We start from the raw sequence: 23,772 nt of genomic DNA, 5'->3' as shown, positions 1-23,772 counted from the left end.
TAATAAAAAAAGAGGATAAAAACTTTTGTTTATAACGTTTTTACCCTCTTTTTTATTTTTGATTTTTTCTAAGAATCTATTCTACCTACTGCACAACTTACATAAGATATGGCTTTGTGTAAAACTGTATTTTTATCACCAACTTCTGGATAACCTAGTTTAGATAATTTTAATTTTATTTCTTCTAAGTTTTCTTTTTCTGATGTTACTAAAACAAGTGATTTTTCTACATCAATATTTATTTCATTTACACCTGTTATACTTAAAATTCCTTTTTTAATAGTTGCTGCACAACCACCACATTTTAAGTTTTCTATTTTAATTTCTGCTTTCATAATTTCTAATTTTCTTTTTTCCATTGATTATATCCGCCTAAAACATTGTAAACTTCATAACCTTTTTCTTGTAAAATTTTTGCTGACTTTCCACTTCTGTTTCCAGATCTGCAATACAAATAAACTGGTTGGGTTTTATCTAAATGTTTTGTTGCTATTTCATAAAAATTGTCATCAAAATAATTGGCAAATTTTGCAGTTTGTATAAAACCTTCTTTAATTTCTTTCGGACTTCTAACATCCATTAATAGGATGTTGTCTTGCTCTAATAAAGTTTTTAATTCTTTAGTAGTTATTGTTTTTATTGCTACTTGTGCATTACAATTTACAAAAAACAGACTTACTATTATTAAACAAAAAATAGGCCTCATTTTATTATTTTAAAGTTGTTGGGCAAACAGCTTTATCTGTTCTTTTAATATTTGTATTTCTAATTGCTGCATAACCACCTGTAACATCAATTACATTATGAAAACCACGTGCTTTTAATATGGATGCTGCAATTACAGAACGATAACCACCTGCACAATGCACATAGAAATCTCCTTTTTTTGGAAACTCGGTTATATGATTATTTAAAAAATCTAATGGTGTACTTGGTACATTTTCTATATGCTCACTGTCATATTCACCTGGTTTTCTAACATCAAAAACAGTGGCATTATTATTTATTTTATCTTCTAAAACATCCGCAGAAACAGATGATAAAGTATCAATTTCATTAGCAGCATCTTGCCAAGAAGTAAAACTACCTTCTAAATACCCTAAAACATTATCAAACCCTACTCTAGACAAACGAGTTATTACTTCTTCTTCTCTACCTTGTGGAGATACTAATAAAATTGGTTGATTAATATCTTTTATTAATGCACCAACCCAAGGTGCAAAACCACCATCTACACCAATAAAAATAGATTGAGGAATAAATCCTTTTATAAATTCTGATTGATGGCGCACATCTAAAATAATAGCATCTGTTGTATTAGCTACTAATTCAAAATCTTTTACTGATAAAGGTTTTGCTGATGTTTTTATAACATCTTCTATATCTTTATAACCTTCTTTATTCAATTTTACATTTAAAGGAAAATAAGCTGGTGGAGGCAATAAACCATCTGTAACTTCTTTTATAAATTCCTCTTTGGTCATCTTTGCTCTTAATGCATAATTGGTTTCTTTTTGATTGCCAATTGTACCTACAGTTTCTTTACTTAAGTTTTTACCACAAGCAGAACCTGCACCATGTGCAGGATAAACAATAACATCATCAGCTAACGTCATTACTTTAGTTCTTAGACTATCGTATAAAAAACCTGCTAAGTCCTTTTCTGTAATATCTCCTTTTTGTGCTAAATCTGGTCTACCAACATCACCTAAAAACAAAGTATCACCACTAAAAAGCGCATAATCTTTTCCATTTTTATCTTTTAGTAAATAGCAAGTACTTTCCATTGTATGCCCAGGAGTGTGCAAAACTGTAATTGTAATATCTCCTAATTTAAATACTTGATTATCTTCTGCTATTAAAGCATCGAAACTTGTTTTAGCAGTTGGACCATAAACAATTTTAGCTCCTGTTTTTTCTGCTAGAGTTACATGACCACTCACAAAATCTGCATGGAAATGTGTTTCAAAAATATATTTAATTTTTGCGTTATTATTATCTGCTCTTTTAATATAACTTTGGACTTCTCTTAAAGGGTCTATTATAGCAACTTCTCCATTACTTTCTACATAATAAGCGCCTTGTGCTAAACAACCTGTATAAATTTGTTCTATTATCATAATCTTAAATTCAACTTTCATTAATCCTCAAAATTACTTTTGAGTTTCTATTTTTTAAATGATATTTATCAGTTACTTATATGCTTGATGAATATATTTTGCATATTTTTCTTGATGTTTCCTATCTCCAGTTTTATAAAATTTTACAGCTTGGTTAGACCTCATAAAAAAATGATTGATATCTATAATTTGTAAAATTCCACTTCTAAATAAATCGTCTCTTACAGGACCTTTTACACCTGCAAAATAAAATTTAACTCCTTTTTTCTGATAAAATTTAATGCGTTCTTTTAGCATTTCTACTCCAGTACTATCTACTCTATTAATGCTTTCTGCATCTAGTACAATCAATTTTAATGCATCTCCTTTTTTAGCAGCTCTTATGTCTAAATTATCTCTAAAGTAACTTGAATTTGCATAAAATATTTGTGCATCGAATCTAAAAACTAAAATATCATCTTCTATAATTACTTCTTCAAAACGGTTTTTATTTCGATAAAAGTTTGAGTCAGGTACTTTGCCTAACTCTGTAGTATAAGGTCTAGATGTTCTATATATTAATACGATTAAAGACAAACCTACACCTACCATAATTCCGAATTCTATGCCCAGTAAAAGTGTTGCTAAAAAAGTAGAAATCATTAACCAGAAATCTAAATTATTTGCTCTCCATAAAAATGTAGCTTCTTTAAAATTTATCAAATTAAATACGGCAACTATAATAATTGCTGCTAATACAGTTTTTGGTAAATGATAAAATAATGGAGTTAAAAACAATAAAGTTAATATTACCATAAGTACAGAAATTAATGCTGCCATTCCTGTTTTTGCGCCACTTTCTTGGTTTATAGCAGAACGAGAAAAACTAGATGTTGTAGGGTAAGCTTTAAATAAAGAACCTACCATATTTGCTAAACCTAATGCAATTAATTCTTGGTTGGGCCTTATTCTATATTCATCTTGTTTAGCTTCTAAAGATTTACCAATTGAAATGGTTTCTAAATAACCTACCATTACCAAAGTTAAAGCTATTGGTAATAATTCTTTAATTTGATCTAAATCGTATTCTGGAAAACCAAAAACAGGCAAACCTGATGGAATGTCTTTTACAATAGATACATCATTAAAAGACTTACCAAAATATTTCATAATTAAAATTCCGATGATAACTACAATCAATGCGTTTGGAATTTTTTTATTGATTTTTCTGAAGGTTATTATTACAATAACAGAAATTAATCCTATGATTGTTGTATGATAATTAAAATCAGAAATTTGTAACCAAATATCTTCTAAAACATACTGAATTTGGTCACTCTGTAAAAAATCTACACCTAATAAATTTCTAAATTGATTTAACCCAATTATTAAAGCTACTGCAGATGTAAACCCAGTTATTACTGGTTTTGATAAGAAGTTTACTATAAAACCTAAACTAAAAATTCCTAATATTAATTGTATGGCACCAACCATTAAAGCCAATAATATTGCTATGGCAATATAACTTTCTGAACCTGCTAATGCTAATGTAGAAACACCTGTTGCTACTATTAAAGAATCCATAGCTACAGGACCAATTGCTACTTGTCTAGAAGAGCCAAAAATAACATACATAACTTGTGGCACTAAAGCACAGTATAAACCATAAATTGGTGGCAAACCTGCAATTAAAGCATATGCAATACCCTGTGGAATTAAAATAATACCCACAGTTATACCTGCTAATAAATCACCTTTAAAATGAGAAGCATTATAATTAGGTAACCATTCTAAAATAGGTATTACTTTTTTTATATTCATGTTTAACTATAACCTTCTTATTGATGAATAAGCTATCTTTTTTCTAAAATCTAAAACAATTCACCTTGATTTCTACCCTTTGTCCTTCCTAAATGTTTATAAGCTAATTCTGTTACTTCTCTTCCTCTAGGTGTACGCATTATAAAACCTTGCTGAATCAAAAAAGGCTCATAAACTTCTTCTATTGTTTCTGTATTTTCTGATACTGCTGTTGCAATTGTACTAATTCCTACAGGCCCTCCTTTAAATTTATCAATTATAGTTTCTAGAATTTTGTTATCCATTTCATCTAAACCATGAGCATCTACGTTTAATGCTTTTAAAGCATATTTTGCAATGTGTATGGTTATTGTACCATCACCTTTTATTTGTGCAAAATCTCTAACTCTTCTTAATAAAGCATTTGCGATTCTAGGTGTTCCTCTACTTCTACCAGCAATTTCTATTGCTGCTTCCATAGAAATGGGTACTCCTAAAATATGAGAACTTCTTTGTATAATGGTAGTTAATAGTTCTGTTGAATAATAATGCAAGCGACTACTAATTCCAAAACGTGCTCTCATTGGTGATGTCAACAATCCTGAACGAGTTGTTGCACCAATTAAAGTAAAAGGTTCTAAATTGATTTGAACTGTTCTAGCATTTGGGCCAGATTCAATCATAATATCAATTTTGTAATCTTCCATAGCAGAATATAAATACTCTTCTACAATAGGGCTTAATCTATGAATTTCATCAATAAATAAAACATCTCTTTCATCAAGATTAGTGAGTAAACCTGCTAAATCTCCTGGTTTGTCTAAAACTGGTCCAGAAGTAACTTTAATACCTACTTGTAATTCATTTGCCAAAATATGAGCCAAGGTTGTTTTACCTAAACCTGGAGGCCCATGAAACAAAGTATGATCTAAAGCTTCATCTCTTTGATTAGCAGCTTCTACAAATATTTTTAAATTTTCTAATGCTTGATCTTGTCCTGTAAAATCATCAAAAGTAAGTGGACGTAATTTTTTTTCTACATCTAGATCCTCATTTGATAAATTTGTGTTTTCAGGATTTAAGTTTTCATTCATATATACAAATATAAGAGAATTTGAATCAGATTAAATGTAGCTTTTGTTACAAAACAAAAAACCTCTCCAAAATTTGGAAAGGTTTTAATATATTATAATTATTTATTTTAAGAAGGCTCTTCACCATCTAATAAAGGCGTTGTTTGTAATACAAAGTCTTGTCCATGTAAATAATCACTATCATCATCATTAGGGTCTACTCTTTTACTATAATCGTAAGCCCATCTGTGTACCTCAGGAATTTTACCTGGCCAGTTTCCATGAACATGTTCAACAGGAGTTGTCCATTCTATAGTGTTAGAATTCCAAGGGTTTTGTGTTGCTTTTTTACCTCTGTATATAGAGATAAAGAAATTTGCTAAAAATATTAATTGTCCTGCTCCACCAATTAAAGCAAAGATTGTAATTACAACATTTACATCTGCTAAATCATCAAACATTGGAAAAGCTGTATTTGAATAATATCTTCTAGGTAAACCTGCTAAACCTATAAAATGCATTGGCCAAAATACACCATAAGCACATATTATAGAAATCCAGAAGTGCCAATAACCCATAGTTTTATTCATCATTCTACCATACATTTTTGGGAACCAATGATAAATACCAGCATACATACCAAATATTGCAGATACACCCATTACTAAGTGAAAGTGAGCAACTACAAAGTAAGTATCATGAATAGCAATATCTAAAGCAGAGTCTCCTAAAACTAACCCTGTTAAACCACCTGTTACAAAAGTTGATACTAAACCAATAGAAAATAGCATTGCTGGGTTTAACTGCAAATTACCTTTCCATAATGTGGTTATATAGTTAAATGCCTTTACAGCAGAAGGAATTGCAATTAATAAGGTTGTAAATGTAAATACAGACCCTAAGAAAGGATTCATACCAGAAATAAACATGTGGTGCCCCCAAACAATTGTAGATAAAAATGCAATTGCCATAATTGACATTATCATTGCTCTATATCCAAAAATTGGTTTTCTAGAGTGTGTAGAAATAATTTCTGATGTAATACCTAATGCAGGTAATAATACAATATATACCTCTGGGTGACCTAAGAACCAAAATAAGTGTTCAAATAACACTGGTGAACCTCCTTGATAATGTAAAACTTCTCCTGATATAAAAATATCTGATAAGTAGAAAGATGTACCAAAGCTTCTATCAAAAATTAATAATAATGCTGCTGATAATAATACAGGGAAAGAAACAACACCAATAATTGCTGTAATAAAGAAAGCCCACATTGTTAAAGGCAATCTAGTCATTTTCATTCCTTTTGTTCTTAAATTGAATATTGTTACAATATAGTTTAAAGAACCTATTAAAGAAGATGCAATAAATATAGCCATTGCAACTAACCATAATGTCATACCTGCACCAGAACCTGGAATTGCTTGTGGCAATGCACTTAAAGGTGGATAAATTGTCCATCCTGCAGATGCTGGACCAGCTTCAACAAATAAAGAAATTACCATAATTACACTTGAAATAAAGAATAACCAGTAAGATACCATGTTTAAGAAACCAGATGCCATATCTCTAGCACCAATTTGCAATGGGATTAATAAGTTAGAAAAAGTACCACTTAAACCAGCAGTTAGTACAAAGAATACCATAATTGTACCATGTATTGTAACTAATGCTAAATACATATCTGGGTTCATTACTCCATCTGTTTGATGAGGCCCTAAAAAGGCTTCAATCAATGAAAACGATTCTTCTGGCCATGCAATTTGCATACGGAATAACATAGACATAAATACACCAATAATTCCCATAAACATACCAGTTACTAAGAACTGTTTAGAAATCATTTTATGATCTTGACTAAAAATATATTTTGTTACAAATGTTTCTTTATGATGATGTTCTGACATAATCTATTTATTTGTAGTGTCTTAATTTTTTATTTATTTAATAACTGAAGCTAATGTAGGTTGTTGTGCAATCCATTTATCATATTCTTCTTGCTCAACAACTGTAATTTTCATTTGCATACTATAATGAGATGCACCACAAATTTTATTACATAATAATAAGTAATCAAATTCATATGGGTCTTCTCCTTTAGCATTTCTAATTTTATTAATACCTTTTGTTTTAGCAATAACTTCTGATTGCTGTCTCATTTCTTCAGTAGTGTATTTTGGTGTAAAACCAAACTCTGTAACCATACCTGGAACACAGTTCATTTGTGCTCTAAAGTGAGGCATATAAGCTGAATGTAATACGTCTTGAGATCTAAATTGGAAATGAATTTTCTTTCCTTTAGGTAAGTATAATTCTGTTACTTGCTTATCATCAAGAGCATTTTTATCATTCATATCAACACCCATTGTGTTAATACCTTTAATGTAATTTACGTTTCCTCTTCCTAAAGCATTGTCTTCTCCTGCATAACGTGCATCCCATCTAAATTGCTGAGAGTATACTTCAATAACAATAGCATCATCATCAGATAAATCCATAACATTATTCCATTGCCAAAGACCATAACCAATTAAACCCACTAAAACAATTGCAGGAGTAACTGTCCAGATTAACTCTAGTTTATGACTATCAGCATAAAATTTTGCTTTGTTATTTTTATTTCCTCTATACTTAAAAGTAAAAAAGAAAATTAAAAATTGCATAATAAACTGTACAATACCAATTAACCAAAAAGTAATATTGAATAATCTATCATCATGTTCTCCTTCAATTGAAGCAGATTCAGGTAACATTAATACATTTAAAGCAATTAAACAGTAAATCATTATGGCATATAAAAAAACCATAAAATAAATTGCATTTTTACCTTGTTTCGCATTGTCTTCATCGTTGGCAATAACACCTCTAAAATTTAAAATTCTAGTAATTTGCCAAACACTTACACCTATTGCAACACCTATAAAAATATAAAATAGAGCTAGCATATATATCTTTTCTTATTTGTTTAAATCTTATTATTAATGATTATCTGATCCTTCTCCTCTATGTTCAATATTGTAATAGTGGAAATGTGTACTTTCTTCTAAATACGGATTACCTTTTGGTAAAGGGTTTGCTTTTGCAAAAGCACTAAACACTGTATATATAAAAATTCCTAAGAAGAAAAGTAAAGCACTAAATTCAGGTATACCAAAAGACCATTGAGCACCAACAGTTGCTGGCATAACCATTACAAAAATATCTACATAATGACCTGCTAAGATTACAACACCCCCTATTAAAACAAACCAAGGCATACTCTTAAAGTCACTGTTTAATAATAATAAAATTGGGAATACAAAGTTCATTACAACCATTGCTAAAAATGGTAATTTGTACTCATTAAATCTTGCTACGAAATATGTTGTTTCTTCTGGAATATCGGCATACCATATTAACATAAATTGAGCAAACCATAAATAGGTCCAAAATACTGAGAAACCAAACATAAATTTAGCTAAATCATGAATATGACTATCATTAACAGCTGGTAAAGCACCTTTTGAACGTAAATAAATTGTTACAAAGGCAATAACTGTTAATGCACTTACTAACAAACTTGCTAATACATACCAACCAAATAACGTTGAAAACCAGTGAGGATCTAACCCCATAATCCAGTCCCATGACATCATAGATTCTGTTAACATAAATAAGAAAATAAATCCTACAGATACATTATAATTTAACTTAAATGTTTTGTTGTTATCATTTGCTGTATCTTCCTTAATAGAGTTTTTGCGTATAAACCATCTGTAAGCATTCCATATAGCTAAATAAACAATACTTCTAATAGTCCAACCTGGTAAATTAATCCACCAAGACTTACCATCTACAATAGGATCATAATTTTCATGTCCAACAGTAAAAACACCTTCAGCCATCCAAGGGAACATATGGTTCATGTGCATAGCAGCAGCTATAACTACAATTAACATAACAATAGAAGTTGGCACTAAATTAGCCGTAATTGCTTCCATCACTCTGAATAAAACAATAGACCAACCAGACTGTGCTACTCTTTGTGCTGCATAAAATGCTAAAACTAATAATGAAATTCCTAAAAAGAAAAACAAAGAAACATACAAAGCAGACCAAGGCTTGTTTTGTAATTGATGTAAAACGTGTTCTGCATGAGCATCATCATGATGTTCTCCATGAGCAGTTTCTACATGATGTTCTTTTTTTACTTCAGAATGATGAGCATCTTCCTGAGAATGATGAGCATCAGTACTTTGATGAGTTTCTTTTACATCTTCATGAGTATTAGCATGATCATCTCCATGAGAAGATTGATGTGCAATAATTTCCTTAGCCTCATCTATTGTAGATGGAGCAGAAGCAAAACTTATTACAATTCCTATTAAACCTAATGCTATTAGGGCTAATGAAAATGTTTTTAATTTACCTGAGAATTGATACATATCTTTAGTATTCTATCTTTTTGTAATTATATTATAATTCAGCTCGTAAATTTTCTACGTAATGAATTATCTGCCAACGTTCGTTATAAGTTAATTGAGATGAATGAGAACCCATTAAGTTTTTACCATACATAATAACATGATAAATACTACCTGCATTTATGTCTCTATCATTATAACTTGGTATTCCTTCAAATTTTTCAGCTTGTGATAAATATCCATTTCCATCACCTTTTTTACCATGACAAGAAATACAATATATTTCATAAAGCGCTTTTCCCTTTTCTAAATTCTCTTCAGAAGCTTCTAAAGGATTTTTTAATTCAGCCTTTGCTTTATCATAACCTTCTGCTGTATCAGGAATATCATAAGCAGGATGTCCTCCTCTAGGTATAGTACCTGCAACAGGTTTACTATTAACTGGCTTATTGTTTATTCCTTCAGCACCATTAGCATCATAAGCAACAGATTCATACATATCTGGCATATATTCTAATTGCGGTTTTCTTTTGTTATTACAAGAAATAATACTTGCAAAAACTATTAAAGCGATAAATAATTTAAAATTCTTCATTATCTATTTATTAGTGCTTATCTACTAAATTAATTTCTACTGCTCCTGTCTTTTCTAATAAAGATGTTAATTCATCTACATTATTATGTACAGGTATTTCCATTAAAAAATGATCATCAGTAGTTCTTGGATCTGGATTTTCTGCTTTTTTAAATGGCCATATTTTACTTCTCATATAAAAAGTAATCACCATTAAGTGTGCAGCAAAAAACACAGTTAATTCAAACATAATTGGCACAAAAGCAGGCATATTTTCTGCCCAAGAAAAACTTGGTTTACCTCCAATATCTTGTGGCCAATCTTGAATCATCATGTAATTTGTCATCCATATAGCAACAGACAAACCTGTAATTCCATAAAAGAAAGCAGTAATAGCCAATTTAGTTGGTGCTAAACCCATTGCCTTATCTAATCCATGAACTGGAAAAGGACAAAATACTTCTTCTATGTGATGACCATCTGCCTTAACAGCCTTAACTGCATCTAATACAATTTCGTCATCATTATAAAACGCGTGAATAACTTTTGATGATTCCATAATTATTCTTTAGTTGATTTATCTGATGTACCTTCTGTTTCAACTACATTAATAGCTGGTTTAGTTGGTAAACCTTGTTCTCTCATTTTTTTATAAGACTCCCCAGAAGACTTTAATATTGTCTTCATTTCTGCAATCGGAATTACAGGGAATGTTCTTGCGTATAATAAGAATAATACAAAGAAAAAACCTATAGTTCCTATAAATATACCAACATCTACAAAAGTTGGCTCAAAACGCCACCAAGTTGATGGTAAATGACCTTTACTTAATACGATTGCAATAATATCAAAACGTTCAAACCACATACCAATATTAATAACTATTGATATAATAAAAGACCATATAAAACTTCTTCTAATTTTTTTGAACCATAATAATTGTGGTGTAAAAATATTACATATTAATAATGACCAAAATGCCCAACCATAAGGACCTGTTTCAGCACCAATAGATAAGTATGTATAATATTCATAAGGTGAACCAGTATACCAAGCTATAAAAAACTCAGTTGCGTATGCAACAGCTACAATACCACCTGTTAAAATAATTACGATATTCATATACTCTACGTGCATACGTGTAATATAAGATTCCATATTAGTAACCTTACGCATTATACCTAATAAGGTTTGTACCATTGCGAATCCTGAGAAAATTGCTCCTGCTACAAAATAAGGTGGAAAAATAGTTGAGTGCCAACCTGGATTAATTGATGTAGCAAAATCCATAGATACAATTGTATGTACTGAAAGTACTAACGGAGTTGCTAAACCTGCAAGCACTAAAGAAACTTCTTCAAAACGTTGCCAATCTTTAGCTCTACCAGACCAACCAAAACTCAATAATGAATATATTTTCTTTTGAAAAGGTTTAACTGCTCTATCTCTTATTGTTGCAAAATCAGGTAATAAACCAGTCCACCAAAAAACTAATGATACAGATAAATATGTAGAAATTGCAAATACATCCCATAATAATGGTGAGTTAAAATTAACCCATAACGATCCAAATTGATTAGGAATTGGCAATACCCAATACCCATTCCATGGTCTACCCATGTGAATAATTGGGAACAAACCTGCTTGAAAAACGGCAAAGATTGTCATAGCTTCTGCAGAACGGTTTATGGCCATTCTCCATTTTTGACGGAATAATAAAAGTACCGCAGAAATTAATGTTCCTGCATGACCAATACCTACCCACCATACAAAGTTTGTGATATCCCAAGCCCAACCAATGTTCTTGCTTAATCCCCAAACTCCAATACCTGTTCCAACTGTATAAAAGATACATCCAAACCCCCAAAGCATTGCTGCTAAAGAAATATAAAATGCGATATACCAATTCTTATTTGCTTTACCTTCTATTGGTTTAGCAATGTCTTCGGTAATATCATGGTAACTTTTATCACCTAATACTAAAGGTTCCCTTATGGGTGCTTCGTAATGAGACATATTTTTATATCTTAATTTTTAATTACGCTTCGTTTGTATTCTTTATTTTCACTTGATAGATTACATTAGGTTTTGTCTGTAAGTAATCTAACACATTGTAAGCTCTTTTGTCTTCTGCTAAAGCAGCTACCTGATCTTCTTTGTTATTAACATCTCCAAAAACCATAGCCCCAGTTGTACAAGCAGATGAACAAGCTGTTTCAAACTCATCTGTATTTACTGGCCTTCCTTCTTTTTTAGCTTTTAAAATAGTTGCTTGTGTCATTTGTATACACATTGAACATTTTTCCATAACTCCTCTAGAACGAACTACAACATCTGGATTTAAAACCATTTTACCATACTCATTGTTCATGTTAAAATCGAACTCGCTATTATTTGCATAATTAAACCAGTTAAATCTTCGAACTCTATATGGACAGTTGTTTGCACAATATCTTGTACCTACACATCTGTTATAAGCCATTTGATTCTGTCCTTGACGACCATGTGAAGTTGCTGCAACTGGACAAACAGTCTCACAAGGAGCATGATTACAGTGCTGACACATCATTGGTTGAAAAGTAACCTCTGGGTTTTCAGCTTCAGTTTCTAATGCTTCATACATTTCACCTCTTCCTAAACCTAACTCTTTAGCCTCTTCTCTTGTTTCTACTTCAGAAGAGTAATATCTATCAATACGCAACCAGTGCATATCTCTACCAACTCTAACTTCATTTTTACCAACTACTGGCACATTGTTTTCTGCATGACATGCAACAACACAAGCACCACAACCTGTACATGATGTTAAGTCTATTGATAAATTAAAGTGATGACCAATTTCTCTGTTATGTTCATCCCATAAATCAATAGTATTAGCTTCTACTTCTTGATGATCATAAGAAACCATTGATGGTTTATTCCATCCATGATGATGATCTTTAGGAGCAACAGTATTGTACTCTTTTAAAGATGCCACTTTTAAAATATCATGACGACCAGCAATTGTTTTTTGCACCTGAGTACAAGCAAATTTATGATTACCTGATACTTTTTCAACTTTAACATTATATTGAATGTTATTACCTCCATTATATAATGGATAAGCATTAACACCTACTTGCATTTCTTCTTTTAAACCAAAAGTTTTACCATAACCTAACGCTAAACCTACAGAACCTTTAGCTTGACCAGGTTGAATCATTACTGGAACAGTAACTTCTACACCATTTACAGTTACTTTAGCAAAATTTCCATCTATAGCTCCATTATCTTTTACAGGGTTTTCAAACTCTAATTCTTTTGCATCAGCAATAGAAATAGTTAAATAGTTATCCCAAGAAGCTCTAGTGATTGGATCAGGAAATTCTTGTAACCAAGGATTGTTTGCTTGTTTACCATCTCCTAAACCAGTTTTAGTATATAAGTTTAATTCAAAACCTGTTGCTTTTTTTGCTGAGCTTGCTAATTGATTAGCTGCATCTATAACTGAAACCGTGCTTTCAAAAGTAGCTTCTTCTGCAACTAACTCAGCTGTAAAGAAACCATTATGTAAAGCTGTGTTCCAAGAAGAACCTCCTAAAACATTTTCAGCAGCGTAAGTTTTTAAATAATCGTAATATTTTACAGAACTACCAGACCATTTTAATAAAGTGTCTTGAAATTGACGTGTATTAAATAAAGGCTGAATAGTTGGCTGCATTAAACCATAAGTAACAGAATCAAACTGCGTATCTCCCCAAGACTCTAAGAAATGTGGAGCTGGCAATGCATAATTAGAAGCATCTACTGTAGCATTCTTTTCTGTTGACAACGCAACAGATAATTCTAATTTCTTTAATCCTTCAGAAAATTCTGATGAATTTGACAAAGTATAAACTGGATCTACATTATAAGAAACTAATCCTGCAACCTTACCAGATTTTATATCTGAAACTAATTTTACTACTTCTGCATCATTTCCTTGACGAACATTTAAAGAATTAGTAGTATCAAAAATTTCACTGTTTAATGCTTCATTAATTGCAAAAGCAACTAATTGTGCATTTTTATCATTTAACCCTGTTAAAACAACAGATTTAGAACCTGATTTCTTTAACTCTGTAGCCATGCTTTTAACTTCAGCATCTACAGGAGTTGATTTAGAAGCAACAGCATTACCAGTAATTGCATTATATAAATTTAACAAAGCAAATACTTGATCAGAAGGCTTTAAAACCACTCTTTTATCAGAATTTGCACCAGTTAAAGACATATTACTTTCAAACTGCACATGGTAAGACATGTGACCGGTTTTTGGATCTCTACCTGCAATAAATTGCTTTTCAAACCCTCCATGAAAATCTCCTAAGAAATCCGCACCAAAAGAAACAATTGTTTTTGCCTTATCTAAATGATAGTTTGGCAAAGCACGTTTTCCATACATTGCTAACATAGCATCTGCAGCACCAGATTCTGAAACTGCATCATATACAACATGTTTTGCATTTGGATTTGCAGTAATAAATTCTGAAATAATTTTATCTGTAGAAGGACTAGCCATTGTTCCTGTTAATAAAACAACAGATTTACCACTTTCTTTTAAGTTATTTAATTTTTGAGCAATTTCTTTATCTGCATCTAACCAAGAAATAGATTCACCAGCTTTGGTTGGCTCTTTTAATCTAAGTTTCTCATCATACAAAGATAAAACAGAAGCTTGTACTCTTGCACTAGTAGTTCCATTTGCATCTTTATTAGGCATTATTTGAATTGGACGACCTTCTCTAGTTTTTACTAAAACATTTGCAAAATCGTAACCATCAGCAATAGAAGTAGCATACCAATCTGCAACTCCTGCAATAATATCATTTGGCCTTACAACGTAAGGTATAGACTTTCTAACAGGACCCTCACAAGCCGCTAAAGAAGCTGCTGCAGTAGTAAAACCAACATATTTTAAGAAATCTCTACGTGAAGTAGAAGTTTTCTCTAATGTTTCTTTATCACCTAAAAACTGATCCGTAGGAATTTCTTCTACAAATTCATTTTTACTCAGCGTTTCAACAATAGAACTATCTTTTAGTTCCTCAACACTTTTCCAGTATTTTTTGTTTGAAGCCATTCTTTATTTATTATTTAACGATTAAAAAATTTAAAAACAATTTTTGAATCTTTTAATATTTGAATCTTTTAATTAATAGTGACATTTACCACATTCCTTACCCCCTAATTGAGCAATAGTAACCTGATCTACATTGTATTTTTTCGCTAACTCATCGTGAATTTTAGCATAATATTCATTACCCTTTAAATCCACTTTAGTTTCTTTATGACAATCAATACACCAACCCATAGTTAAAGGTGAGAATTGACGCATCTCATCATATTCTTCTACAGGACCATGACATTTCTGACATTCTAAACCTGCAACAGTTACGTGCTGAGAGTGATTATAATAAACAAAGTCAGGTAAATTATGAATCCTAACCCATTTCACAGGCTTAGTTTCTCCTGTATACTCTAAGGCATCAGCATCCCAACCTGCAGCATCATACACTTTTGCAATTTCTTTATCTAACTCAGCCTTACCATAAGTCATTCCATCCCACTCAACCTGAGTTCCTTCTGCAACCTCTGAAATATTTTTATGACAATTCATACAAACATTTACAGATGGTATTCCTGAGTGTCTACTGTGTTTTGCTGAAGTATGACAATACTGACATTCAATCTTATTATCTCCTGCGTGAATTTTATGAGAAAAAGCAATAGGCTGTAGAGGCATATATCCCTCATTAACACCAACTTTAAATAAAGTTCCAAAAAGGAAATAAGCCCCCATCAATAAGACAAATATCGTAGACAGAACCTGTAAAAAAGTATTTCTTTTTAAGCCAGCCCAAACTTCATGCAAATCTCTTTTAAGATTTGATGTTGATTCTGGAGATGTATTACCTTTTAATTCATTTACTTGCTTTAGTAAACTAGCAATCATTAAAAAAGCAACTACTATTGCCCCTGCTAAAAAGTATATAATCCATTTTGGAGCACTACCTTGATTAGAACCACCATTTGAAACAGCAACATCACCAACAACTTTTTTAACTGGATCACCAACAGTAGTATAATATATGATATCGTCTATTTGCTTATCAGTCAACTGAGGAAAAGCAGACATTACAGAACCGTTGTATTCTTCAAAAATAGCAATAGCATCTCTATCACCAGAAGCTCTAAACTCTGCATTATTCTTAATCCAACTTTTTAACCAATCATGTTCTCTACGCAATTCAACCCCACCTAAAGCAGGACCAATTAATTTCTTATCTAATTTATGACAAGAAGCACATAAAGATTTAAAAATTTTTCTACCTTCTTTTTGGCGCGCTTCATCTATATCTTGTGAAAAAGAAGACAAGCTAAATGCAAAAAACAGAATAATTGTAAAACTCTTAAGAAGAACCTTGGTTAGATTACTGTGTAACGCTACACTTTTCATATTTACAAACTATTTTTAGTATCGTGTATAAAATAGCTCAAAAAACGCTTTTTGAACAGTTGGACAAAAGTAGTACATATTGCTAAAAATTAAAATAGGAAAGCCGCGTTAAATATTAATTTATAACAATTCTAAATAACAGTAGTTGTCAATATATTCTATTTGTAGTCGTTATTTTTGTAGAAATTATTTTATATGAAAAACAATGCTTTTTTGGGATTTATCTTTTTATTATTCATATTCTGTTCTCAAGGAATTACAGCTCAAAACATTACAAATAGTAGTCCAGAAATTAAGCGTTTAATAACTAAAAAAAGATCTTTTAACAAAACTTATGGTTATGGGTATATTATTCAAATATATTATGGTAACGAAACCAAAGCCAGAAGTTTAAGAAGTAAATTTAGGTTAGAATTTCCTGGAGTTTATACTGAATTAGACTACAACAAACCAGATTGGAAAGTTTTAGTTGGAAGATATAAAACAAAACTTGAGGCAGATAAAGCAATTATCAATTTTTCAGAAAAATTTTCTGGCCTTATTGTTATCCCTTTAGGGAAATAAGATTCATGATTTTACTTTAAATCTTTTAAAATCAATTGAATGGATTTATAACCATTCCATTCATTTTCATCTAAAGTATAAACGATATCAAAATCATCTTGTACAAATTCCATTTTATCACCTAAATTAAAACCAATAGCATTCATTGTTTTTTTGTTATCACCTTGAAAAACACCCAGTTTTAAATGGGTTTGGTCTGCACCTACTTTTTTACCATAACCATTATCCCTTACACAATTCGATCTAAAAACGGGTTTCATATTTTGAGGTCCAAAAGGTGCCATTTGTTGTATAATTCTAAAAAATTTTGGTGTTATTTCTGATAATTCTATTTCAGAATCAATTACAATTTCTGGAGTTAATAAGGATTTATCGATAGTTTTTGATACAACTTCTTCAAATTTATTTTTAAAATTGATATAATTTTCGGGCAATAAAGTTAAACCAGCAGCATATTTATGACCACCAAATTGTTCTATAAACTCATCGCATTTATGTAAAGCTTCATAGACATCAAAACCTTTTACTGATCTTGCTGATGCCGCTAATTTATCACCACTTTTTGTAAAAACTAAAGTTGGTCTGTAGTATTTTTCTATTAATCTAGAAGCTACAATACCAATTACACCTTTATGCCAATCATCTTGAAAAACAACAGAAGAGAACTTATTTTCTTCTTCATTATCAATAATTTGAATTAAAGCTTCATTAGTAATTTTCTTATCTAAATCTTTTCTATCAGCATTAAAAATTTCAATTTCTGCAGCAAAATCTACTGCTGTATCAAAATCCATTTCAGTTAATAATTCAACAGCATAATTGCCATGTTTCATTCTACCAGCTGCATTAATTCTTGGTGCAATAACAAAAACAACATCAGTAATAGTAAGTTCTTTCTTTTTAATTTGATGAATTATTGCTTTGATTCCATTTCTAGGATTTTGATTGATAACTTGTAAGCCATGAAAAGCTAAGACCCGATTTTCGCCATTCATAGGTACAATATCTGCAGCAATTGCAGTAGCCACTAAATCTAAATAAGGTAAAAAATCTTGAATTGTTTTATTTCTTTTTGAACCTAAAGCTTGTATTAACTTAAACCCTACTCCACAGCCACACAATTCATCAAAAGGATAATTACAATCTTCTCTTTTTGCGTTTAAAACTGCAACTGCTTCTGGAATTTTATCTCCAGGTTTATGATGATCGCAAATAATAAAATCTATATTTTTCTCTTTAGCATAAGCAACTTTTTCAATTGCTTTTATACCACAATCTAAGGCTATGATTAGAGAAAAATCATTGTCTTCTGCAAAATCGATTCCTAAATAAGACACTCCATAACCCTCTGCATATCTATCTGGAATGTAAGTTGCAATATTGTTGTGAATCGTTTTTAAATAAGATGAAATTAAAGAAACTGCAGTTGTTCCATCTACATCATAGTCACCATAGATTAAGATGTTTTCATTTTCTGAAATGGCTTTTTCAATTCTTTGAACTGCCAAATCCATATCTTTCATTAAAAAAGGATCATGAATATCATCTAAACTTGGTCTAAAATACTTTTTTGCTTCTTCGAAAGTTTCAATATTTCTCTGACAAAGAATTGTTGCAATGCTTTTATCAACACCTAAAGCATTTGCTAGATTATCTACTTTTTCTTTTTCTGGTTTAGATTTTAAGGTCCATCTCATAGCAATTTAATGTTGATTTTACTTAAATAAATTCTTAGTTATTCTCTAAATTATGTAAGTGAATTTCTATTTCTACTTCTGCAAATTGACGAAACATCTCCATAACTCCACAATATTTTGTTACAGATAAGTTTACTGCTTTCTGTATTTTTTTAGGCTGTAATTCTGCGTCTGTAAAATGGTAATCTACTTTTACTTTATTGTAAAATTTAGGATGTTCATCTGTTAATTCTGCTGATACTTCAATTTTAAAATCAGCAACTTCTGCATGCATTTTTTTTAATAAAGAAACCACATCTAAACCAGAACAGCCTGCTAAAGAAGACAACATAAGCGCTTTAGGCCTAAAACCTTCGCCTTTACCACCACTTTCTTCACCTGCGTCCATAAATAAATTGTGTCCACTTGGGTTATCAGATTCAAACTGCATATTTTCTTTCCAAACTGTAGTTACTACATTTTTAGCCATATTTTATATTTTTATTAATTTTGAAGTCTTAAATTGTGCTATTCAACAAAAATAAGAAAACACAAATTAGATATTCGTAAAAATGCACAAATCTGTAGAAATTAAACAAAATTTAATCACTTTTCTTTTTTTGATGATTACCTCATTTTCGTATTCTCAAGCAGATTTAGCACCTTCTATAACAGCATCTGGCAGACAACGTTTTTGCCCTGGTAACTCCATTAAAATTGTTACTGATTTTACAATTTCTGATCCAGATGATACTACTATAGCAAGTTTTTTTATTCAAATATCTACAGGATATCAATTAGGTTTTGATATTTTAGAGTTGATGGGCAACCATCCAAACATAACAACTTCCTGGAATTCTAATGAAGGAAAACTAACTTTAACTTCCGCTAATTTTGGAACAGAAATATTATTAACAGAATTAGAAAATGCTGTAAAAGATGTAGTTTTTAATACAAACTCTAATAGTATTACACCAGAAAAATTCTTTTCTTTAAGTATTGGTGATGCTAATTACCTACCTTCTACAGATCATTTTTATGAATTTGTTTCTAAAACTGGAATCACTTGGAAAGATGCTAAAACTGCTGCAGAAAACAGGTCTTATTATGGAAGACAAGGTTATTTAGCAACTTTAACAAGCCAAATTGAAGCCGATTTTGCAGGTGAACAAGCATCTGGAGCTGGTTGGATTGGTGGTTCTGACGAAGAAACTGAAGGGGTTTGGAAATGGGTTACAGGACCAGAAGCTGGAACTGTTTTTTGGAATGGTTCTGGAAATGGAAGCTCACCTGCTGGCGAATTTGCCAATTGGCATACTGCTGGTAATGAACCTAACGATTTTGGAGGCAATGAAGATTATGCACATATTACACACCCAAATCTTGGTGTTCCTGGTAAATGGAATGATTTACCAAATATTAGTGGTGTGCAACCTGATAATGATTATTATCCACAAGGTTATATTGTAGAATATGGTATCCCTTCAGATCCTACTCTAAATATTGTTGCTTCTACTAGTATTTATATTCCTCAAATTACATCTACCACAAATGCTTCAATTTGTGAAATTGGAAACGCTACCATTAGTGCAATAGCAAGTGAAGGAGAAATCGTTTGGTATGAAAATTCGAATATCAACTCAACATCAGAATTAGCAAGAGGTACTAATTTTACGGTAAATAATATTTCTACTACTACAACATTTTACGCTTCTGTAAGTGTAAATGGCTGTACAACTTCTCCAAGAATTCCAGTTACTATTACTGTTCTCGAAAAACCTACAATTACAAATACAACTAACGATTTAATTTGTTCAGGAACTGCAACATTAAATGCATCTGCTTCTGATGGTGATGTACATTGGTTTGAATCTACAACAAGTACAATTCCAATTTTTATTGGTGATAATTTTACAACTCCTAATTTAAATGCAACTACAAGTTATTATCTAGAAGCTAATAATTCTGGTTGTATTTCTTCTGCAAGAACTGAAATTACTGCAGTTGTAGATAATACAATTCCAGAATTTGATGTATTGCAAACCACCTATGTTTTATGTGCAGATATAGGATCTATTGATTTAGAAACTACAAATCCACTTGGAAATTATAGCTATGTTTGGAAAAAAGACGGTGAACATTTATCTGGAAATTTATCAACTATAAATATTAATAGTTCTGGAATTTATACAGTAAGCGCAATTTCTGATGCTGGCTGTGTATCTTTAGAACAAACTATTTTTGTAAAAGATTCTGAAAAAGCAACAATTACTATAGATGATGTACTAATTTCTGATGATTCTAATAACAATTCTATTCAAATAATTAATTTAGATTTAGGTAGTGGAGAATATGAATTTGCTATTGATGATGAATTTGGAAATTATAAGAGTGATGGTTTTTTCGATAATTTATCCACAGGGACTCATACCTTATATATAAATGATATTAGTGGCTGTGGAACTGAAAGCTTTGTGTTTTCTGTTTTGGCTTATCCAAAATTTTTTACGCCTAATGAAGATGGTATTAATGATTTTTGGAAAATAACAGGTTATGACACCACTTTCTATACTTCATCCGAAGTTTTAATTTATAACAGATATGGAAACCTCATTTATCAATTTAATGAAAATAGTCAAGGTTGGGATGGCAATTATCAAGGAAAAAAATTACCATCTAATAGTTATTGGTTTAAAGTAAGACTAACAGATGTAAATGGTTTATTTATAGAAAAAATAGGAAATTTTAGTTTAATAAGAAAATAATAAAATGGCATTAGTAACACCTTTATCAGCAGAACACGATTTAGAAACAAAAAAATTAGCAGAATTCTTTAATGAAACATTGGGTTTTTGTCCAAATTCAGTTTTAACAATGCAAAGAAGACCTGCAATTTCTAAAGCATTTATCAACTTAAATATGGCTGTTATGGCTAATGAAGGACGTGTAACTTCTGCTTTAAAAAGAATGATTGCTTGGGTTTCAAGTAACGCAACTGGTTGTAGATATTGCCAAGCACATGCAATTAGAGCTGCAGAACGTTATGGAGCAGAACAAGAACAGTTAGATAATATTTGGGAATATAAAACTCATCCAGCATTTTCAGATGCAGAAAGAGCTGCTTTAGATTTTTCTTTAGCTGCTTCCATGGTACCAAATGCTGTAAATGCTGAAATAAAAACTGAACTTTACAAGTATTGGGATGAAGGAGAAATTGTAGAAATGTTAGGTGTAATTTCTTTATTCGGATATTTAAATAGATGGAATGATTCTATGGGAACAACTATGGAAGAAGGAGCCATTGATAGTGGTAATCAATATTTAGGAAAACACGGTTTTGAAGTTGGCAAACACGATGGTTCTAAGTATTAGTATCTAAAAATAATTAACAAAACCCCAAGCTTTTGCTTGGGGTTTTGTTAATTATTTTAGCTCTCTTGTAAGAAAATTACTGATTTCTATTATCATAAATATCATCAATAATACTTTCAAAAACTTTATTTTCTAAAGGTGAAGGTGCATTATTTAAAATGATTGTATTTTGCTGATCAAAAATAATATACCTAGGAATTTGATTAATTTTAAAATACTTAGAAAGTGAAGATGAACGCCCTTTTATCAGAAAAAATGAATTATAAAAATTTAAAGTGTGCTTGTATTTTTCATTTGCTTTTAACCACTTTTCATAATTTTTTTCAGGTGAAATATAAATCCACTCTACATTATTTTCAACCACTAAACGATCTTTAAAAGCTTTCCCCTCATTAATTTGCTTTACACAAGGAGGGCACCAACTTGCCCAAAAATCTACTACTTTAATTCTTTTTTTTGAACGATTAAATACTTCTTTTAAGCTTAAAGTATCACCATTAATATTTATAAACTTACTCTTTAGTGCATACTCGCTTAAGTCGAATTTATAATTATTTAAATCTTCTTTAACCTTTTCAATAAGCTCAATATAAGAAGGCTTAGTAAATTCTTTTTCATAATCATTTATAACATTTCTTAGCAAAGAAATAGTAAGTTTACTTTTTCCAAATCCTTTTGCATGAAACTCTCGAATCAATTCTTTAATAGCAAAAATCTTTATATCACCTTCAAAATTTGTTTCTATAAATTCTTTTTCGGCGATAAACTTTTCTTTTGAAAAAGGAATTAAGTTAGGTTTCAAGAAATAGTCTCTAATATATCCATTGATATTCATTCTAAAAAACATAGAATTATCAAAAGCTGCTTGATTTTTAAACTCATTAAGTGAAATAGATTCAAAATAATTATTTAAATCTATAATGGTTTCAGGGTTTTTATCTTGTTCTTTATACATTAACGAATACAACACATCTGATTCATTAAAATAACAACCTTCTAAAAACTGAGCTTTTACATTTGCTGGACTCATTAGATTATGCAAGTATCTATGCCTTAAATTTATTGTAATTGTATTTATAAAATATTCTGATTCAATTTTATGCTTTTCTATAAATTTATGAAAGTAAGCTGTTCTTTGATTATAAATTGACTTCGCCTTCTTTTTATAGTCCATTAAGCTACCATTATATGGATTTCTGTTATATTGAGGTGTGTTTTTATCTAATTCACCATAAAAATTATTGTAAATCGCATTTCTTCCTTTAAATTTCATTTTCCCTTTTTTGATACTCATTTTTACAGTATCTCCTGGAATTATAAACACCCAACCACGATAAAAATTTTTATTTTTTCCACTTGCAGAAACTTCTGCAAATAGTGGTTTATCGATTGAACTTAAAACTAAATGTAAAGAATCTCCAATTATTTCTTTTTTAAAATCATTAGGTTTATAATATTCAATATTATTTTCAGTACTAATATTTAAATATTGAAAACCTATAATATCATCTGTAGTTCCTGTAATTACAACTTTATCTGAAGATGGATTGTATTTTTCTAATAGTTTATCCTTTTTCTTAACGTCATCTTTAGCTTGTGAGTTATTTGTAGGTTTACTACAAGAGAGAATCAACAGTAAAACTATTAGGGCAATTTTTTTCATATAATTTTAATTTTTCGAATAAAAATATAACTTTATAGAATACCTAACTTTATAAAACGAAAAAATC

Annotated in this window: 19 protein-coding genes; 3 read left to right on the top strand and 16 right to left on the bottom strand. The window is 30.5% G+C overall.

Annotated elements, in window-relative coordinates; genetic code table 11:
* Nucleotides 1-68: 68 nt before the first annotated feature.
* The 13 genes from KO506_RS07560 to KO506_RS07500 form a co-directional block, all read right to left on the bottom strand.
* Nucleotides 69-359 carry a heavy-metal-associated domain-containing protein gene (locus tag KO506_RS07560; protein ID WP_252726817.1) on the bottom strand — a complete coding sequence of 97 codons (291 nt, stop codon included), beginning with the start codon at nt 357-359 and terminating at the stop codon, nt 69-71.
* Nucleotides 341-706, bottom strand: coding sequence for a rhodanese-like domain-containing protein (locus tag KO506_RS07555; protein ID WP_215994289.1), 366 nt, complete (start codon nt 704-706; stop codon nt 341-343). The genes KO506_RS07560 and KO506_RS07555 overlap by 19 nt, the downstream gene beginning before the upstream one ends.
* Nucleotides 707-710: 4 nt before the next feature.
* Nucleotides 711-2,120 (bottom strand): MBL fold metallo-hydrolase, encoded by a 1,410-nt coding sequence (locus KO506_RS07550; protein ID WP_215994288.1) that lies wholly within the window; start codon nt 2,118-2,120, stop codon nt 711-713.
* Between the two features lie 72 nt (nt 2,121-2,192).
* A complete protein-coding gene (locus KO506_RS07545; protein ID WP_215994287.1) occupies nt 2,193-3,920 on the bottom strand; it encodes a SulP family inorganic anion transporter in 1,728 nt (575 codons plus the stop codon).
* Between the two features lie 50 nt (nt 3,921-3,970).
* The gene (gene ruvB / locus KO506_RS07540) at nt 3,971-4,993 is read right to left on the bottom strand and encodes a Holliday junction branch migration DNA helicase RuvB (protein ID WP_215994286.1); all 1,023 of its coding nucleotides are present in this window, start codon (nt 4,991-4,993) and stop codon (nt 3,971-3,973) included.
* Nucleotides 4,994-5,100: 107 nt separating this feature from the next.
* Nucleotides 5,101-6,882 (bottom strand): cytochrome c oxidase subunit I, encoded by a 1,782-nt coding sequence (locus tag KO506_RS07535; RefSeq protein ID WP_215994285.1) that lies wholly within the window; start codon nt 6,880-6,882, stop codon nt 5,101-5,103.
* 33 nt (nt 6,883-6,915) lie between these two features.
* Nucleotides 6,916-7,920 carry a cytochrome c oxidase subunit II gene (locus tag KO506_RS07530; protein WP_215994284.1) on the bottom strand — a complete coding sequence of 335 codons (1,005 nt, stop codon included), beginning with the start codon at nt 7,918-7,920 and terminating at the stop codon, nt 6,916-6,918.
* A gap of 33 nt (nt 7,921-7,953) precedes the next feature.
* Nucleotides 7,954-9,399 carry a quinol:cytochrome C oxidoreductase gene (locus tag KO506_RS07525; protein WP_215994283.1) on the bottom strand — a complete coding sequence of 482 codons (1,446 nt, stop codon included), beginning with the start codon at nt 9,397-9,399 and terminating at the stop codon, nt 7,954-7,956.
* 31 nt (nt 9,400-9,430) lie between these two features.
* Nucleotides 9,431-9,973: a c-type cytochrome gene (locus tag KO506_RS07520; protein ID WP_215994282.1), complete on the bottom strand. Its 543-nt coding sequence runs from the start codon at nt 9,971-9,973 to the stop codon at nt 9,431-9,433.
* Between the two features lie 10 nt (nt 9,974-9,983).
* A complete protein-coding gene (locus tag KO506_RS07515; RefSeq protein WP_215994281.1) occupies nt 9,984-10,511 on the bottom strand; it encodes a DUF3341 domain-containing protein in 528 nt (175 codons plus the stop codon).
* Between the two features lie 2 nt (nt 10,512-10,513).
* On the bottom strand, nt 10,514-11,968 hold the full coding sequence (nrfD, locus tag KO506_RS07510) for an NrfD/PsrC family molybdoenzyme membrane anchor subunit (RefSeq protein ID WP_215994280.1): 1,455 nt from the start codon (nt 11,966-11,968) through the stop codon (nt 10,514-10,516).
* A 22-nt stretch (nt 11,969-11,990) separates the two neighbouring features.
* Nucleotides 11,991-15,053 carry a TAT-variant-translocated molybdopterin oxidoreductase gene (locus tag KO506_RS07505; protein ID WP_215994279.1) on the bottom strand — a complete coding sequence of 1,021 codons (3,063 nt, stop codon included), beginning with the start codon at nt 15,051-15,053 and terminating at the stop codon, nt 11,991-11,993.
* Between the two features lie 72 nt (nt 15,054-15,125).
* Entirely contained in the window at nt 15,126-16,430 is a 1,305-nt protein-coding gene (locus KO506_RS07500) for a c-type cytochrome (RefSeq protein WP_215994278.1), read from the bottom strand.
* Between the two features lie 195 nt (nt 16,431-16,625).
* On the opposite strand from KO506_RS07500, the gene KO506_RS07495 reads away from it, so the two are divergent.
* Nucleotides 16,626-16,994, top strand: coding sequence for an SPOR domain-containing protein (locus tag KO506_RS07495; protein WP_215994277.1), 369 nt, complete (start codon nt 16,626-16,628; stop codon nt 16,992-16,994).
* Nucleotides 16,995-17,005: 11 nt separating this feature from the next.
* Here KO506_RS07495 and recJ read toward each other — a convergent pair whose 3' ends face one another.
* Entirely contained in the window at nt 17,006-18,691 is a 1,686-nt protein-coding gene (recJ, locus tag KO506_RS07490) for a single-stranded-DNA-specific exonuclease RecJ (protein ID WP_215994276.1), read from the bottom strand.
* A 34-nt stretch (nt 18,692-18,725) separates the two neighbouring features.
* On the bottom strand, nt 18,726-19,160 hold the full coding sequence (locus KO506_RS07485; RefSeq protein ID WP_215994275.1) for an OsmC family protein: 435 nt from the start codon (nt 19,158-19,160) through the stop codon (nt 18,726-18,728).
* A gap of 82 nt (nt 19,161-19,242) precedes the next feature.
* Between KO506_RS07485 and KO506_RS07480 the strand changes: the two genes are divergently transcribed.
* Nucleotides 19,243-21,435: a T9SS type B sorting domain-containing protein gene (locus KO506_RS07480; protein WP_215994274.1), complete on the top strand. Its 2,193-nt coding sequence runs from the start codon at nt 19,243-19,245 to the stop codon at nt 21,433-21,435.
* 4 nt (nt 21,436-21,439) lie between these two features.
* Complete coding sequence (locus KO506_RS07475; protein ID WP_215994273.1) at nt 21,440-22,042, top strand: carboxymuconolactone decarboxylase family protein; 603 nt, start codon at nt 21,440-21,442, stop codon at nt 22,040-22,042.
* A gap of 76 nt (nt 22,043-22,118) precedes the next feature.
* On the opposite strand, the gene KO506_RS07470 is transcribed toward KO506_RS07475, so the two are convergent.
* Nucleotides 22,119-23,705, bottom strand: a complete 1,587-nt coding sequence (locus KO506_RS07470; protein WP_215994272.1) for a TlpA family protein disulfide reductase — start codon at nt 23,703-23,705, stop codon at nt 22,119-22,121.
* Nucleotides 23,706-23,772 lie beyond the last annotated feature (67 nt).

The sequence above is a fragment of the Polaribacter vadi genome (assembly GCF_018861005.1).
GTDB classification, from domain to species: domain Bacteria; phylum Bacteroidota; class Bacteroidia; order Flavobacteriales; family Flavobacteriaceae; genus Polaribacter; species Polaribacter vadi_A.
The sequence above is the reverse complement of the archived record's forward strand: the minus strand, read 5'-3'. Positions and strand labels throughout refer to the sequence as shown.